Origin of the sequence: Novilysobacter erysipheiresistens (assembly GCF_036663935.1) — a bacterium.
GTDB classification, from domain to species: domain Bacteria; phylum Pseudomonadota; class Gammaproteobacteria; order Xanthomonadales; family Xanthomonadaceae; genus Novilysobacter; species Novilysobacter erysipheiresistens.
Window position 1 is genome coordinate 199,703 of record NZ_JAXGFP010000004.1, and the last position, 15,046, is coordinate 214,748.

Sequence of the window (15,046 nt, forward strand, 5' to 3'; positions counted from 1 at the left end):
CCGCGACGGTTTCAGATCGCGGCTGAAGCCGCTCCTACAATACGCCGCACGGCCCTGCATCGGGAGGAAAATGAAATGTCCGCGACTACCCGCCCGATCGACCGTTGGTTCGCCAGCTACTCCGGCGATCATCGCAACGCGACCAACCAGCTGATCCACGTCGTCTGCGTGCCGGCGATCGTCTGGAGCATCGTCGCCCTGCTGTGGTGCATCCCGGCGCCGGGCACGCTGTTCCGACCCGGTTTCTGGGCAGCGGCAGCGATGTTCGGCGCGACCCTGTTCTACTACCGCCACTCACGCGCGCTGGGCCTGGGCATGCTGGCGATGTTCGTGCTGATGGCGCTGCTGAGCTTCGCGGTGTTCAACGCGTTCGGCCGCACGACCCTGCTGTGGTCGGCGGTCGCGGTGTTCGTGGTGGCCTGGATCGGCCAGTTCGTCGGCCACAAGATCGAGGGCCGCAAGCCGAGCTTCCTGACCGACCTGACCTACCTGCTGATCGGCCCGGCCTGGGTGCTGGCGAAGCTGTACCGCAAGCTCGGCTGGTCCTACTAGATGTCACCGCGCGACATCCTGCTGGTGCTGCTGATCTGCGTGGCCTGGGCCGGCAATTTCCTGACCTCGGCCTACGCGTTGCGCGAGATCCCGCCGTTCCTGTTCACCGCATTGCGCTTCGTCGCGCTCGGCCTGCCGCTGCTGTTCTGGCTCAAGCGGCCACCGCCGGACCAGTGGCCACGCCTGCTGGCGGTCTGCCTGTGCGTCGGCGTGCTGCATTTCGGCCTGAGCTTCGTCGCGCTGAAGATGGCCGGCGATTTGTCGTCGCCGGCGATCGTGATCCAGAGCTACATCCCGATGACCGCGGTGCTTGCGTGGTTCGCACTCGGCGAGAAATTCGCCTGGCGCACCGGCCTGGCAATCGCGGTCAGCTTTGGCGGGGTGCTGGTGCTTGGCTTCGACCCACTGGTGCTCGACGACCCGCTGGCACTGGCGATGATGCTGCTGGCGGCGCTGTTCCTGGCGATCGGCACGGTGCTGATGAAGGGCCTGCGCGGGATCGATGCCTACAGCATGCAGGGCTGGACCGCGACGATCGCGGTGCTGCCGCTGCTGGCGATCAGCATGGTGCTGGAGCCGGGCGCGATCCCGGCGCTGGCCTCCGCCAGCTGGGTGGCCTGGGTCGGGGTGGCCTACGCGGCATTCGTTTCCTCGCTGCTCGGCCACGGTCTGTACTACGTGCTGGTGCAGAAGCACCCGGTCGCCCAGGTCACCCCATGGCTGCTGTTGGTGCCGGTGCTCGCGGTCGGGCTCGGCATCGCGTTCTGGGGTGACCGCCCGGGCCCCCGGTTGTTCCTCGGCGGCGCGATGGTGCTCGGCGGCGTGCTCGGCGTGGCCCTGCGCGCGCTCGCAAAAGCGCGGACGATGCCGTTGGCCAAGGAAATCTAGGCGTCGTTCCGCGGCGCTTCGAACATGTCGGCACGGGGCTGGAACCGGCGCGGCGCGTAGCCGAAGTCGGCCTGCGCGGATTCGGCATCGAACACCAGGTCGTCGTGCATGCGTGCCACGGCCGCGCCACCGAGCCCCTGCGCGCGGCCGCTGGCCTGGGCGATGCGCAGGACCGCTCTGAACAGCGTTGGGGGTAACTCGAGCAACTGCGCCGGCGGCTGCAGCGCGGACAGCACGCGCGCGACCATCTCCCGGTACGGCAGCGTCTCGCCACCCGGCAGCGCATAGGCGCGACCGAAGCTGGCCGGCTGCTCCAGACAGGCAAGGACGGCGTCGGCGAGGTCATCGACATGCACCGGCTGACGCAGGCCGTTGGCGCCGCGCGGCAATGGAAAACGGCGCCAGCGTCGCGCCAGTTGCGCGATACGGGTCAGACTGGCATCGCGACCGACGCCATAAACCAATGTCGGCCGCAGCAGCGTAGCCGCGACCGCACGCGACCGTGCGGTTCTGAACACGTTTGCCTCGCCTTCGCCCAAGCGTCGCACCAGGTCACGCTCGATCGCATCGGCCGACACCTGTTTTGTCTCGATACTGGTCGAGCCGAAAGCGACCACCCGGGGCGTGGTCACGTCGGTCTGCGCATACCAGCGTCCGAAACGGTCGAGCGGTCCGCAACTGATGATCGCGTCGAATGCCCCCGGCATTGGTGGCATCGCGTCGAAATCGCCACGCAGCCAGCACAGCCCTTCTACGTCGGGTTGCGCGCGGCGCGACAACGCGGTGACCCGCCAGCCGTCCGTGCGCAAACGATCGATTACCGACTGTCCGACCTGACCTGTACCACCGAACACCAATGCCCTGCGCATGTCAGCGCCGCGCATCACGCGGCAACACCATCCGCAGCCAGCCGTAGCCCACGACTGCCGCGATCACCGAGGCGCACAGCACGCCGAGCACCGCGCCCTCGTAATTGACCGGGTCGCGGTAGCCCAGCGAGGCGATGAACAGGCTCATGGTGAAGCCGACGCCGCACAACAGGCCGAGGCCGATCATCGCGCGCATGTCCATGCCGTCGGGGAACTTCGCCCAGCCCAGCGCGCGCATGCCGACCGCGGCGCCGACGATGCCGATCGGCTTGCCGATCACCAGCCCTAGGATGATGCCCAGCGGCACCGCCGCAAATGCCGACCCCAGGCTCAGCCCGCCGAGCGCGAGGCCTGCATTGGCGAAAGCGAACACCGGCAGGATCGCGTAAGCGACCCACGGATGCAGGGCGTGCTCGAGGTGTTCCAGTGGTGAATGCTCGACCTCGTCGTGGATCGCGTTGTTCGGGTCGACGTGCGGGATCATCAGCCCGGTGGCGACGCCGGCGAGGGTCGCGTGCACGCCGGACTTCAGCACGCACACCCACAGGAACACCCCCAGCAGCAGGTACGGCGTCAGCGCGGTCACGCCGCGGCGATTGAGCAACCACATCAACGCCAGCGCGGCGCCGGCCCAGGCCAGCGCGGTCACCGACATGCCATGCGAATAGAACACCGCGATGATGACGATCGCGATCAGGTCGTCGACCACCGCGATCGTCGACAGCAGCAGCTTCATCCCGACCGGCGCGCGCGAACCCAGCAACGCCAGCACGCCGAGCGCGAACGCGATGTCGGTCGCGGTCGGCACCGCCCAGCCGCGCATCGCCTCGCTGTTGTCGTGGTTGAGTGCGGTGAAGATCAACGCCGGCACGAGCACGCCGCAGAACGCGCAGACCAACGGCAGGATCAGCCGCGCGCGGCCGGCCAGTTGGCCGGTCAGCGCCTCGCGCTTGATCTCCAGCGCGACCAGCAGGAAGAAGATCGCCATCAGGCCGTCGTTGATCCACAACAATGCCGGCTTGGCGATATTCAAGTCGCCGACGCGCACCTGGACCGGCATCTCCAGGAAGCTGTCATAGAACTCCTCGAGCGGCGAATTGGCGGCGATCATCGCCAGCACCGCCGCGCCGATCAGCAGGATGCCGCCGGCGGCCTCGAGGCGCAGGAATTCGGTCATCGCGCGCAAGGCGCGCAGGGACAGTGGGCGGCGGGGCGTGGGCGATGCGGCGCGGGAATCGGTCATCGGGCCAGTGTATCAACCGCACTGGCCGCACCTTCTGCGCGCAACGCTCCCGTAGGAGCGACGTAAGTCGCGATCGGAACCGGATGGCCGGCCGACTCTCCAATCGCGACTTACGTCGCTCCTACAGGATTTCGTCGGCTTCCGGGCTCAGCCGACGGTGGCCACGGTGCCAGCGCTGCCGACCAGCCACAGCTCGACTGCCAGCCATACGACGAAACCTGCCAGCAGGATCGCGCCTTCGCCGCGGCCGACCCGCAGGTCGCCGCGCAGCATCGGGTAGATCACCAGCGCGAATGCGAGAGCCGCCGGCAATGCATAGCGCAGCAGCAATCCCGGCAGCACCAGCGGCTGCCACAGCGCCATCGCGCCGACGATCACCAGCAGGTTGAAGACGCTGGACCCGACTACATGGCCGACCACCAGGTCGCCCTGCCCGCGCCGGGCGGCGACCACCGCGGCGGCGATCTCCGGTAGCGCGGTACCAATCGCGACCGGGATCAGGCCAGTCAGCAGCGTCGACAGACCCAGCCAGTCGCCAAGGGGCAGGGCGTTGGCCACCACCAGTCGCGAGCCGAAATACAGCAGCGCGGCGGCGATCGCGAAACGGACCAGGTTGAGCGCGAGATCGCTGCTGGTACGCGCGAGCGCCGCCATCTCGGCCTGCAGCTCGGGCGCTTCGCGACGACTGCGCGCAAACGCGAATGCCATTGCCACCACGAACGCCAGCAGCAGGCCGAGGCCTTCCAGGCGCCCCAGCGTACCGTCGAGACCGAGCACGATGACCGCCAACGTGCCCAGCACCAGCACCAGCAGCAACGGGCCGAGGCTGCGCCAGCGCACCAACAGCGGCGCCGCCAGCGCGGCGGCCCCCAGGGTCAGGCCGAAGTTGACCACGTTGCTGCCGACCGCATTGCCCAGCGCGAGGTCGGGTTGGCCGAGCGCAATCGCGTGGACATTGACCGCGATTTCCGGCAACGAGGTGGCGAACGCCACCAATACCAGCCCGGCCACGAACGGCGAGGCGCCCAGGCGCTGGGCCAGGCCGGCCGAACCCTTGACGATCGAGTCGCCGCCCAACGCGAGCAGCAGCAGTCCCAGGGCGAACAAGCCGGCGGCTTCGAGCATGGCGAGGTTTCCGTGGTTGGATGGCTCGATTCTATGCCGAAGTCAACGCTCGCCGCCTCGCGCCCGCCCAACCGTCGGCGGCGTGGATCAGGCGCAGCCCTCGACGTAGTCGACGTGCGGCGGCAGGCCCACGCGCCATTCGGTGACGGTGCCCTCGGCATCGGTCTCGAAGATCAGCACCGCATCGCTGCCGGCGGGATCGTGGATGCGCAGGTACTCGCCGTCGCTGTACTTGTGTGGCTGGCGTTCGACATTGCCGTCGCCGTACAGCTGCACGATCTCGGCGTCGTCCATTCCGCGCCGGCCGCCGCCAGGCGCGGTCATCTCGTCGTTGGCGACCGAGTAACGGGCGAACCCGCCGTCGCCGAACATCAGCGCGAAGTGGCCCATGCTCCACTGACCCGCCGGACTGAGATGGAAGCAGCTCGCGCTCTCGGCGCCGGGCCCGTCGCCGGGGCCGCCGTCGAGCTCGCCGTCCCAGACCGCGCGCACCTGCTCGGCGTCCATGCCGAACTCGGCGTCGGCGAAGCCGTTGTAGCTGGCCGGGCCGTCGCCGGGCTCGGGGGCGCCGGCGCTGGTGTCCGGCGTCGGGGTGCCTGTCGGTGTGTCGTCCGGCGAAGCGTCACGGGGCGGCTGCTCGAGGTCGGGCGACGGAGTCGCCGACTCGGCCACGTCCTCGGCACCGCGGTCGGCACAGGCGGCGATGGCCAGGAGGATGCCAAGGGTCAACGTCGGCAATGCAAGCTTCATCGGAGTTTCCCGCTGCGGTGGACGTCGCAGGCTACCGGGACACCGTGAATGCGATGCGAAGTGCTGCCCCTTTAGGGTGCAGCGAAGTTCCGGCGCAGGCCCGCCCAGCACGCCTGGTAGTCGCGCTGGCGATGCGATGCCTGCAGCGCCTGCACGGTCGGCCGGATCACCGCCCGCGCCTCGAACATGAAGGCCATGGTGTCGCGGACCACGTCGGGCATCGACAGGTCCGCACTGCTGGCCTTGTCGAAGGTCGCCGCGTCCGGACCGTGGCCGGTCATGCAGTTGTGCAGCGAGCAGCCGCCCGGCACGAAGCCCTCGGCCTTGGCGTCGTAGGCGCCGTGGATCAGTCCCATGAACTCGCTGGCGATGTTGCGGTGGAACCACGGCGGCCGGAATGTGTCCTGAGCCACCAGCCAGCGCGGCGGAAAGATCGCGAAATCCATGTTACCGACGCCGGCGGTGTCGCTGGGAGAGGTCAGCACCAGGAAGATCGACGGATCGGGATGGTCGAAGCTGATCGAACCGATCGCGTTGAAGCGGCGCAAGTCGTACTTGTATGGCGCGTAGTTGCCGTGCCAGCCGACCACGTCGAGCGGCGAGTGGCCGATGTCGGCGCGCCACAGGTGGCCCTGGAACTTGGCGATCAGCTCGAACTCGCCTTCGATGTCCTCGTACGCCGCCTGCGGGGCGAGGAAGTCGCGCGGATTGGCCAGCCCGTTGCTGCCGATCGGACCGAGGTCGGGCAGCCGCAGCAGCGCGCCGAAGTTTTCGCAGACGTAGCCGCGCGCCTCGCCGTCCGGCAGTTCGACCCGGAAGCGCATGCCGCGCGGGATCACCGCGATCTCCTGCGGCTCGATCTCGAGCACGCCCAGTTCCGTCGCGACATGCAGGCGGCCATGCTGCGGCACGATCAGCAGTTCGCCGTCGGCGTCGTAGAAGAACCGCCCGTCCATCGACTTGTTGGCGGCGTACATGTGCACGCCCATGCCGGTCATCGCCGCCGGGCCGCCGTTGCCGGCCATGGTCAGCAGGCCGTCGACGAAATCGGTCGGCGCATCGACACCCGGCATCGGCAGCGGGTTCCAGCGCAACTGATCCGGGGTGACCGGACCGGCCTCGAAGTCGTTGTGCAGGCGCGGCTGCGCATAAGGCTCGAACGCCCCGTGCATCGCCGCCGGACGGATCCGGTACAACCAGCTGCGCCGGTTCTCGCCGCGCGGCGCGGTGAACGCGGTGCCCGACAACTGCTCCGCGTACAGCCCGTGCGCGACCTTTTGCGGCGAGTTGCGTCCGACCGGCAAGGTGCCGGCGATCGCCTCGCTGGCAAACTCGTTGCCGAAGCCCGATTGGTAGCCGTTGCTGCTGATCGCCATGCCGTTAGCCTTCCGTGCGAGTCGGGTCAGAGCACGCCGCGCTTGATCTGGTCGCGCTCGATCGACTCGAACAGGGCCTGGAAGTTGCCCTCGCCGAACCCTTCGTTGCCCTTGCGCTGGATGATCTCGAAGAAGATCGGGCCGATCGCATTAGTGGTGAAGATCTGCAGCAGCAGGCGCTTCTTGGTTTCCAGATCGGCGTCGAGCAGGATCTTGTTCTTCTGCAGGCGCGCGACATCCTCGTTGTGGCCGGGTACGCGCTGATCGATCACCTCGAAATAGGTGTCCGGGGTGTCGAGGAACTCGATGCCGGCCGCGCGCATCGCCTCGACCGTGGTGTAGATGTCGTCGGTGAAGCAGGCGATGTGCTGGATGCCCTCGCCCTTGTAGGCGTCGAGGTACTCGTTGATCTGGCTCTTGGGGTCGTTCGACTCGTTGAGCGGAATGCGCACAATGCCGTCCGGCGCGGTCATCGCCTTCGACACCAGCCCGGTCTTGGCGCCCTTGATGTCGAAGTACTTGATCTCGCGGAAGTTGAACAGCTTCTCGTAGTACTCCGACCACTTGGCCATGTTGCCGAAGTACAGGTTGTGGGTCAGGTGGTCGATGAAGGTCAGACCGAAGCCCTTCGGGTCCTGGTCGGCGCCCTGCACCGGCACGAAGTCGGCGTCGTAGATGCTGCCCTTGTCGCCGTACTTGTCGACCAGGTACAGCATGCAGTCGCCGATGCCCTTGACCACCGGCGCGTCGACCGCCTTGGTGTCCGGCTTGTGGTCGATCGCCTCGCCGCCGTTGCCGAGCACGGTCTGGCAGACCTTGTCGGACGACTCCTTGAAGCGGATCGCGAAGCCGCAGGCGCTCGGGCCGTGCTTGGCGGCGAAGTCGGCGGCGAAGCTGTCGGGGTCCTCGTTGACCAGGAAGTTGACCCCGCCCTGGCGGTACACCGTGATCGGCCGGGTCTTGTGCCGCAGCACCGCGGTGAAGCCCATCTTGCGGAAGTAGTCGTGCAGCAGCTCACTTTGGCCGGCCGGCGCGGCGAACTCGACGAACTCGAAACCGTCGATACCGAGCGGGTTCTCGAAAGTGGTGACCTGCATGCCGAGATTCATGCCTGTGGAAGCCTGCTGGGCGCTCATGGGGGACTCCGGTGGTGGCGTAAGGTGAAGGCGTGGGCGACGAGGTACCGCGCCCTAGCGTTATAGTTTCACATGAAACCATAGGCAAGGCACAGCGCAACATGAACCAGGCCGATCACCCGACCATGCGACACGCCGAACTCGACCTCGAGCACTTCCTGCCCTATCGGCTGTCGGTGCTCAGCAACCGGGTCAGCAGCGCGATCGCGCGGGTCTACGTCGAGCGCTTCGCCCTCGGCGTGACCGAGTGGCGGGTCATGGCGGTGCTGGGGCGCTATCCGGACCTGTCGGCCAACGAAGTCGCCCAGCGCACCGCGATGGACAAGGTCGCAGTCAGCCGCGCCGTGGCCCGGCTGATCGAGGCTGGCCGGCTGGAGCGGGAAATGCACGACGACGACCGGCGGCGCTCGGTGCTGCGACTGAGCGAGGCCGGTTACCGGATCTACGACGAGGTCGCGCCGCTGGCGCTGCGTTTCGAACAGCGATTGCTCGATGGCGTGGACGCCGCCGAACGCGAACTGCTGTTCCGGCTGCTCGACCGCCTCGACGAGCTGGAGTTGCAGGCCGAAGCCGAACCGATCTGACCGCGGACGGCGCCCAAAAAAAACGGCGACCCATCGGGGCCGCCGTTCTTGTTGTAACCGCCGCGCCCGCCACGGACGCGGCGTGGTGTTACAGCAGTTCCTGGTCGGTGCGGGTGCCCGCGCCGGCCGGCTCGCCGAGTTCGCGTTGACCCGCCAGCGAGCGGTCGTGGTGCGCGTTGTCGACATCCTCGTGCATCAGCTTCTTGATGAACGGCGATACCAGGATCACCGCCACGCCAACGCCGACCGCGATCCAGCCGATCCGGCTGTAGACGTCCATCACCGGGGTGCCACCGGCGACCACTTCGCCGCCATGGCCGCCGGTCGCCTGCGCGATCAGCCCGCCAATGAAGTTGCCGCCCGCGGTCGACAGGAACCAGGTGCCCATCATCAGGCTCATCAGCTTCGCCGGCGCCAGCTTGGTCATCGCCGACAGGCCGACCGGCGACAGGCACAACTCTCCCATGGTGTGCAGCAGGTAGATCAGGAAGATGAAGATCACCGGGGTCAGGTTGCCGCTGCCGGTCGCGAACACGCCCGCGACCAGCACCAGGAAGCCCGCGCCGAGCTGGATCAGGCCGAGGCCGAACTTGGCCGGGGTCGACGGCTCCCAGCCGCGCTTCGCCAGCCACAGCCACAGCCATGCGAACACCGGCGCCAGCAGGATGATGTAGGCCGCGTTGAGCGACTGGAACATCGAGGCCGGCACTTCCCAGCCGAAGATGTTGCGGTTGACCTGCTCGTCGGTATAGACGTTGAGCGACGAACCGGCCTGCTCGAACAGCGCCCAGAACAGCGGCTGCAGCGCGATCAGGAACAGCGCCGCGAGGATGCGGTCGCGGTCGATCCTGTCGAGCCTGAACACCGCCGTGTATAGGAAGTACGCGACCACGGCCGCGCCGGTGAAGCCAAGCAGCCCGCCGACGATCGACTGGTACTGGACCAGGAACCAGACGACGACCACGCCGACCAGCGCCCACAGGTAGATCATCCACTCACGCTGGATGCCCATCACCGGACGCTTCAGCTCCGCCGGATCCGGCGCCTCGCCGTGGCCGAGCAATGCCGGCCGGCCCCAGACGAACACGATCAGGCCGAGCAACATGCCGACGCCGGCGGCGCCGAAGCCCCAGCCCCAGCCCCAAGTCTGGCCAAGATAGCCGACGATGATCGAACCCAGGAACGCGCCCAGGTTGATGCCCATGTAGAAGATGGTGAACGCCGGGTCGCGGCGCGGATCTCCCTGGCCGTACAGCTGGCCGACGATCACCGAGATGTTGGCCTTGAGGAAGCCCACGCCCATGATGATGAAGGCCAGCGCCAGCCAGAACACGTTGAGCATCGGCGAGTCCTGCCCGCCCGTGCCCTCGAACGCCATCAGGCCGTGGCCGATCACCAGCAGGATCGCGCCGAACTGCACCGCCTTGCGCTGCCCGAGCCAGCGATCGGCCAGGTAGCCGCCGATCACCGGGGTGATGTACACCAGCGCGGTGTAGGCGCCGTAGATGACGTAGGCCTTCTCCTCCGCAAACAGCCAGTGTTGCAGCAGGTAGAAGATCAGGATCGCGCGCATCCCGTAGTAGGAGAAGCGCTCCCACATCTCTGCGAAAAACAGCACGAACAAGCCGCGCGGATGGCCGAGGAAGGTCTTGCCTTCGACGGCTTTGGCTGGATTTGTGGCCACTGGTTTTGCTACTCCCGAAACGGTGATCGACTGCCCCCTGGGGCCGCCTGGTTGGATATCGGACTGGCGCAGTCACGCCCTACGGCGAACCGTCCCACCCGTGGGCCGGACGAAACGGTGTAGGTTTAACCGTTGCGTAACACGCCCGTCAAATGAACAGGCCGATGCTGCATTGCATCATCGCCAGCTGGCGGATCAGCGCGATCCCAGCCCGACCGAGGTCCGCACCTCGAACAGTTCCGGGAAGAACGTCAGGTCCAGCGCCTGCTTCAGGAAGCCGACCCCCGACGAGCCGCCGGTGCCGCGCTTGAAGCCGATGATCCGCATCACCGTGCGCATGTGGCGGAAGCGCCACAGCTGGAACTGGCTTTCCAGGTCGACCAGGTCTTCCAGCAGGTGGTAGGCCTGCCAGTGCGTCTCGGTGTCCTCGTAGATGCGCTCGAACACCGGCAGCAGCGCCGGGTCGGAGCCGCGCGCCTTCGACCAGTCGCGCTCGACCAGGTGGGCCGGCACCGCGTGGCCGTGGCGGGCCAGCCAGCGCAGCACCTCGTCGTACAGGCTCGGCGACTCCAGCACCTCGCGCAGCGACGCCTCGGCGGCCGGGTCGTGGGCGAATACCTGCAGCATCGCCGCGTTCTTGTTGCCCAGCAGGAACTCGATGGTGCGGTACTGCAGCGACTGGAACCCCGACGACGGCCCGAGGATGTCGCGGAAACGCATGTAGTCCGACGGGGTCAACGTCTCCAGCACCGACCACATCTCGGTCAGCTGCCGCAGCACCTGCTTGCAGCGGGCGAAGTTCTTCTGGCAGCTGCCCAGCCGGTCGGCCCGCAGGTGGCCGATCGCGGCACCCAGCTCGTGGATCATCAGCTTCATCCACAACTCGGACACCTGGTGCTGCACGATGAAGAGCAACTCGTCGTGCTCAGCCGGGTTCGACAACGGGTGCTGGGCGTCGAGCAGGCGGTCCAGGTGCAGGTAGCCGGCGTAGCTCATCCGTCCCGACAGGTCGGTGTGGATGCCGGTTTCCAGCTCACGCTCGTTGTTGTCGACGCTCATCGCACGCTCCAGGCAGGGGCGCAAAGGGTAGCGCATCGGGGCCGCGGGCCCGCCCGGCCAAGGCAGGCGCAACCCGCTTCATGCCGCATCGCGCAACGGATTTTTCCGGGCTCGCCGGTATGATCGGGGGCTACCCGCATGACCGAGGAACGCGTGCAATGACGGTCGCCGCATCGTTCGAAATCGAATATCTCCAATGCCTCGGGCCCGACGGCAAGCCCGTTGGCGAGCTGCCCAAGGCCTTCCGTGATCCCAAGTCGCTGCTGCCGCTGTTCAAGCAGATGCTGTTCGTGCGCACCTTCGACAGCAAGGCGATCAAGCTGCAACGGACCGGCAAGCTCGGCACCTACGCCGCCAGCCTCGGCCACGAGGCCACCCACGTCGGCATCGGCGCGTCGATGCGGCCCGAGGACGTGTTCGCCCCCAGCTACCGCGAATACGGCGCGCAGTTCATGCGCGGGGTCAAACCGCGGGAGGTGCTGCTGTACTGGGGTGGCGACGAGCGCGGCAACGACTTCGCCGACGCGCCCAACGACTACCCGTGGTGCGTGCCGATCTCGACCCAGTGCCTGATGGCGGCCGGCGCGGCGCTGTCGTTCAAGCTGCGCAAGCAGGACCGCATCGCGGTGGCCTGCTGCGGCGACGGCGGCTCGTCGAAGACCGACTTCTACGCCGCGCTCAACTCGGCCGGCGCGTTCACCTCGCCGCTGGTGCTGTGCGTGATCAACAACGGCTGGGCGATCTCGGTGCCGCGCAATTCGCAGACCGGCGCCAAGACCCTCGCCCAGAAGGGCCTGGCCGGTGGCCTGCACTGCCTGCAGGTCGATGGCAACGACCTGATCGCGGTGCTCGAGGCGATGCGCCGCGCCACCGAGCGCGCGCGCAATGGCGAAGGCGGCAGCGTGATCGAGTTCATGACCTACCGCCTGCACGACCACACCACCGCCGACGACGCGACCCGCTACCGCGACGATGCCGAGGTCAAGGACGCATGGAAGCTGGAGCCGATGCTGCGCCTGCGCACCTACCTGACCGACGCCGGCGTGTGGAGCGAGGAAGAAGAGACCGCCTGGATCGAGGAATGCGGCAAGCGCGTCGACGTCGAGATCAACGCCTACCTGGAGACCCCGGTGCAGCCCGTGGAAGCAATGTTCGACCACCTCTACGCCGACATGCCCGCCGACCTGCAGGCCCAACGCCAACAGGCGATCGAACGGGAGGGCCGCGCATGAACAAGGCCGCCAGCAAGCAACAGACCGTCGCCGCCAACGAAGCCAAGGCGCCGGCCGCGATCACATTGATCGAGGCGATCACCCAGGCGATGGCGCACGAGATGCGCGTCGACGACAGCGTGGTCGTGCTCGGCGAGGACGTCGGCGTCAACGGCGGCGTGTTCCGCGCCACCGCCGGGCTGCACGCGCAGTTCGGCTCCGAGCGCGTGATCGACACCCCGCTCGACGAGACCACGATCGCCGGCCTCACCGTCGGCATGGCGTCGCAGGGCATGAAGCCGATCGCCGAGGCGCAGTTCGACGGTTTCATGTACCCGATGGTCGACTTCATCGTCTGCCACGCCGCGCGCATGCGCTACCGCACCCGCGGCCGGCTGCACTGCCCGATGGTGCTACGCGTGCCTTGGGGCGGCGGCATCCGCGCGCCGGAGCACCACAGCGAGGCCAACGAAGCGATCTTCACCAACGTCCCCGGCCTGCGCGTGGTCATGCCGTCCTCGCCGCAGCGCGCCTACGGCCTGCTGCTGGCCGCGATCCGCGAGCCGGACCCGGTGATCTTCTTCGAGCCCAAGCGCATCTACCGGCAATACAAGGAGCTGGTGCCGGACGACGGCGAGGCGCTGCCGCTGGATGTCTGCTACGTGCTGCGCGACGGTGACGACGTGACCCTGGTGACCTGGGGCGCTCAGGTCAAGGAAGCGCTGGAGGCCGCTGACAAGCTGGCCGAGGACGGCATCAGCGCCGAGGTCATCGACGTCGCCACGCTGCGGCCGCTGGACTTCGCGACGATCGCCGAGTCGGTGTCGAAGACCGGCCGCTGCGTGATCGTGCACGAGGCCCCGAAGACCGCGGGTTTCGGCGCGGAGATCGCCGCGCGGCTGGCCGAGGAGTCGATGTACGACCTGCTCGCGCCGGTCGAGCGCGTGACCGGCTACGACACCCACATCCCGCTGTTCCGGCTGGAGATGAAGTACCTGCCGAGCGTCGATCGCGTGGTCGCCGCGGCCAAGCGCGCGATGGCGGCGGGCTGACGCCAGCACCACGACATCCGATGCACCTGCCCGGGCGCCACGGCGCCCCCGCAAACGAAGGACTGCCATGAGCAACAACAAGAGTTTCTTCCTCCCGGACCTCGGCGAAGGCCTGCCGGACGCCACCATCGTCGAGTGGAACGTCAAGGTCGGCGACACCATCAAGCTCGATGACGCACTGGTCTCGATGGAGACCGCCAAGGCCGTGGTCGAGGTGCCCTCGCCGGTGTCCGGCAAGGTGCTGAAGCTGGCCGGTGAAGCCGGCGACGTGATCACCACCGGCGCGATGCTGGCCGAATTCGAGGTCGACCCGTCGATGCCGCAGCGCGCCGAGGGCCAGGATACCGGCCATCACCATGGCGGCGCACCGGCCAAGGACCACCCGTCGAAGGGCGTGGGCAGCGACGACCCGGCGCCGGACGACCGAGTGGTCGCCTCCGACGACGGCGGCGCGATCGAGGAAGACGGCGAAGCGGCGAAGGGCGCGCCGCGCAAGGACAGCGGCACCGTGGTCGGCGCGATGCAGTCGTCCGACGCGGTGCGCAGCGAGCAGGCCAGCAGTGTCGGCGGGGTCAAGGCGATGCCGGCCGTGCGTGCGCTGGCGCGCAAGCTCAAGGTCGACCTGACCCGCGTGCGCGCCACCGGCGCTGATGGCGTGGTGACCATGGCCGACGTCAAGCAGGCCGCGGCCGACGGTTCGGCGCAGGCCGGTGCGGCGCCCGTGGCGCGTGCAGCCGACCGGGCACCGGCCCCGGCTGCCGCCCCGGCCCAGCGCAGCACCCTGTCGCAGGGTGGCAAGCCGATGCGTACGCAGCCGCCGGGCGTCGTCGCCAGCGGCCAGCCGGAGCAGCTCAAGGGCGTGCGCCGCAACATGGCGCGGGTCATGGCCGACGCGCACGCCAAGGTGGTCCCGACCACCCTGTGCGACGACGCCGACCTGCATGCCTGGGTCGGCAAGCAGGACATCACCGCGCGCCTGATCCGCTCGATCGTCGCCGCCTGCAGGGAAGTACCGGCACTCAACGCCTGGTTCGATGGCGACAAGCTGGTCCGCACGATGCACCCGCACGTCGACATCGGCATCGCGGTCGACACCGACGACGGCCTGTTCGTGCCGGCACTGCGCAATGCCGACATGCTCGACGCGGCCGGCACCCGCACCGCGATCCAGCGCCTGCGCGCGCAGGTCGGCGACCGCTCGATCCCGGCCAGCGAGCTGTCTGGCTACACCATCAGCCTGTCCAACTTCGGCATGTTCGCCGGCCGCTACGCGACCCCGGTGGTGGTGCCGCCGACCGTCGCGATCATCGGCGCCGGCAAGCTGAGCCACGACGTCGTCGCGGTGATGGGCGGCATCGAGGTGCACCGGCGCATGCCGATCTCGCTGACCTTCGACCACCGCGCCTGCACCGGCGGCGAAGCCGCGCGCTTCCTCAAGGCGCTGCTCGACGACCTGTCCGCCCCGAACTGAGCTCACCCGCAGGGTCCGGCAACGCGGCCCTGCTTCCGGAGAATCG

At 68.1% G+C, this 15,046-nt stretch carries 14 protein-coding genes; 6 read left to right on the forward strand and 8 right to left on the reverse strand.

What is annotated here, in order from left to right:
• Positions 1-75 precede the first annotated feature (75 nt).
• Positions 76-552 (forward strand): Mpo1 family 2-hydroxy fatty acid dioxygenase, encoded by a 477-nt coding sequence (locus tag SNE34_RS09230; RefSeq protein WP_332616692.1) that lies wholly within the window; start codon positions 76-78, stop codon positions 550-552.
• Positions 553-1,440 (forward strand): DMT family transporter, encoded by an 888-nt coding sequence (locus tag SNE34_RS09235; protein ID WP_332616693.1) that lies wholly within the window; start codon positions 553-555, stop codon positions 1,438-1,440.
• Here the strand turns inward: SNE34_RS09235 and SNE34_RS09240 are convergent.
• The 6 genes from SNE34_RS09240 to hppD all read right to left on the reverse strand — a co-directional run bounded on the left by SNE34_RS09240 (position 1,437) and on the right by hppD (position 7,939).
• On the reverse strand, positions 1,437-2,309 hold the full coding sequence (locus tag SNE34_RS09240) for an NAD-dependent epimerase/dehydratase family protein (RefSeq protein WP_332616694.1): 873 nt from the start codon (positions 2,307-2,309) through the stop codon (positions 1,437-1,439). The genes SNE34_RS09235 and SNE34_RS09240 overlap by 4 nt on opposite strands.
• A gap of 1 nt (position 2,310) precedes the next feature.
• Positions 2,311-3,552, reverse strand: coding sequence for a Na+/H+ antiporter NhaA (gene nhaA, locus SNE34_RS09245; protein WP_332616695.1), 1,242 nt, complete (start codon positions 3,550-3,552; stop codon positions 2,311-2,313).
• A gap of 147 nt (positions 3,553-3,699) precedes the next feature.
• The gene (locus tag SNE34_RS09250) at positions 3,700-4,677 is read right to left on the reverse strand and encodes a calcium/sodium antiporter (RefSeq protein ID WP_332616696.1); all 978 of its coding nucleotides are present in this window, start codon (positions 4,675-4,677) and stop codon (positions 3,700-3,702) included.
• An 87-nt stretch (positions 4,678-4,764) separates the two neighbouring features.
• Entirely contained in the window at positions 4,765-5,427 is a 663-nt protein-coding gene (locus SNE34_RS09255) for a lectin (protein ID WP_332616697.1), read from the reverse strand.
• A gap of 71 nt (positions 5,428-5,498) precedes the next feature.
• Positions 5,499-6,803, reverse strand: coding sequence for a homogentisate 1,2-dioxygenase (hmgA, locus tag SNE34_RS09260; RefSeq protein ID WP_332616698.1), 1,305 nt, complete (start codon positions 6,801-6,803; stop codon positions 5,499-5,501).
• A gap of 26 nt (positions 6,804-6,829) precedes the next feature.
• A complete protein-coding gene (gene hppD, locus SNE34_RS09265) occupies positions 6,830-7,939 on the reverse strand; it encodes a 4-hydroxyphenylpyruvate dioxygenase (protein WP_425604494.1) in 1,110 nt (369 codons plus the stop codon).
• A gap of 101 nt (positions 7,940-8,040) precedes the next feature.
• Here hppD and SNE34_RS09270 point away from each other — a divergent pair, with 101 nt between their 5' ends.
• Positions 8,041-8,523: a MarR family winged helix-turn-helix transcriptional regulator gene (locus tag SNE34_RS09270; RefSeq protein WP_332616699.1), complete on the forward strand. Its 483-nt coding sequence runs from the start codon at positions 8,041-8,043 to the stop codon at positions 8,521-8,523.
• An 88-nt stretch (positions 8,524-8,611) separates the two neighbouring features.
• Here SNE34_RS09270 and SNE34_RS09275 read toward each other — a convergent pair whose 3' ends face one another.
• Both SNE34_RS09275 and SNE34_RS09280 read right to left on the reverse strand, forming a co-directional pair.
• Positions 8,612-10,207, reverse strand: a complete 1,596-nt coding sequence (locus tag SNE34_RS09275; protein WP_332616701.1) for a peptide MFS transporter — start codon at positions 10,205-10,207, stop codon at positions 8,612-8,614.
• Between the two features lie 195 nt (positions 10,208-10,402).
• Complete coding sequence (locus tag SNE34_RS09280; protein WP_332616702.1) at positions 10,403-11,266, reverse strand: tryptophan 2,3-dioxygenase; 864 nt, start codon at positions 11,264-11,266, stop codon at positions 10,403-10,405.
• Positions 11,267-11,424: 158 nt separating this feature from the next.
• Between SNE34_RS09280 and pdhA the strand changes: the two genes are divergently transcribed.
• The 3 genes from pdhA (at position 11,425) to SNE34_RS09295 (ending at position 15,000) form a co-directional block, all read left to right on the forward strand.
• Positions 11,425-12,498 (forward strand): pyruvate dehydrogenase (acetyl-transferring) E1 component subunit alpha, encoded by a 1,074-nt coding sequence (gene pdhA / locus SNE34_RS09285; protein ID WP_332616703.1) that lies wholly within the window; start codon positions 11,425-11,427, stop codon positions 12,496-12,498.
• On the forward strand, positions 12,495-13,529 hold the full coding sequence (locus SNE34_RS09290) for an alpha-ketoacid dehydrogenase subunit beta (RefSeq protein WP_332616704.1): 1,035 nt from the start codon (positions 12,495-12,497) through the stop codon (positions 13,527-13,529). The genes pdhA and SNE34_RS09290 overlap by 4 nt, the downstream gene beginning before the upstream one ends.
• Before the next feature lie 67 nt (positions 13,530-13,596).
• The gene (locus SNE34_RS09295) at positions 13,597-15,000 is read left to right on the forward strand and encodes a dihydrolipoamide acetyltransferase family protein (RefSeq protein ID WP_332616705.1); all 1,404 of its coding nucleotides are present in this window, start codon (positions 13,597-13,599) and stop codon (positions 14,998-15,000) included.
• The last annotated feature ends 46 nt before the right edge of the window (positions 15,001-15,046 follow it).

What these genes read in the sequence shown, in the direction of transcription:
- nhaA (WP_332616695.1), bottom strand. Translation starts at nt 3,552, where the DNA reads ATGACCGATTCCCGCGCCGCATCGCCCACGCCCCGCCGCCCACTGTCC.
- SNE34_RS09255 (WP_332616697.1), bottom strand. Translation starts at nt 5,427, where the DNA reads ATGAAGCTTGCATTGCCGACGTTGACCCTTGGCATCCTCCTGGCCATC.
- SNE34_RS09290 (WP_332616704.1), top strand. Translation starts at nt 12,495, where the DNA reads ATGAACAAGGCCGCCAGCAAGCAACAGACCGTCGCCGCCAACGAAGCC.
- SNE34_RS09295 (WP_332616705.1), top strand. Translation starts at nt 13,597, where the DNA reads ATGAGCAACAACAAGAGTTTCTTCCTCCCGGACCTCGGCGAAGGCCTG.
- SNE34_RS09240 (WP_332616694.1), bottom strand. Translation starts at nt 2,309, where the DNA reads ATGCGCAGGGCATTGGTGTTCGGTGGTACAGGTCAGGTCGGACAGTCG.
- SNE34_RS09280 (WP_332616702.1), bottom strand. Translation starts at nt 11,266, where the DNA reads ATGAGCGTCGACAACAACGAGCGTGAGCTGGAAACCGGCATCCACACC.
- hmgA (WP_332616698.1), bottom strand. Translation starts at nt 6,803, where the DNA reads ATGGCGATCAGCAGCAACGGCTACCAATCGGGCTTCGGCAACGAGTTT.
- pdhA (WP_332616703.1), top strand. Translation starts at nt 11,425, where the DNA reads ATGACGGTCGCCGCATCGTTCGAAATCGAATATCTCCAATGCCTCGGG.
- hppD (WP_425604494.1), bottom strand. Translation starts at nt 7,939, where the DNA reads ATGAGCGCCCAGCAGGCTTCCACAGGCATGAATCTCGGCATGCAGGTC.
- SNE34_RS09235 (WP_332616693.1), top strand. Translation starts at nt 553, where the DNA reads ATGTCACCGCGCGACATCCTGCTGGTGCTGCTGATCTGCGTGGCCTGG.
- SNE34_RS09270 (WP_332616699.1), top strand. Translation starts at nt 8,041, where the DNA reads ATGAACCAGGCCGATCACCCGACCATGCGACACGCCGAACTCGACCTC.
- SNE34_RS09230 (WP_332616692.1), top strand. Translation starts at nt 76, where the DNA reads ATGTCCGCGACTACCCGCCCGATCGACCGTTGGTTCGCCAGCTACTCC.
- SNE34_RS09250 (WP_332616696.1), bottom strand. Translation starts at nt 4,677, where the DNA reads ATGCTCGAAGCCGCCGGCTTGTTCGCCCTGGGACTGCTGCTGCTCGCG.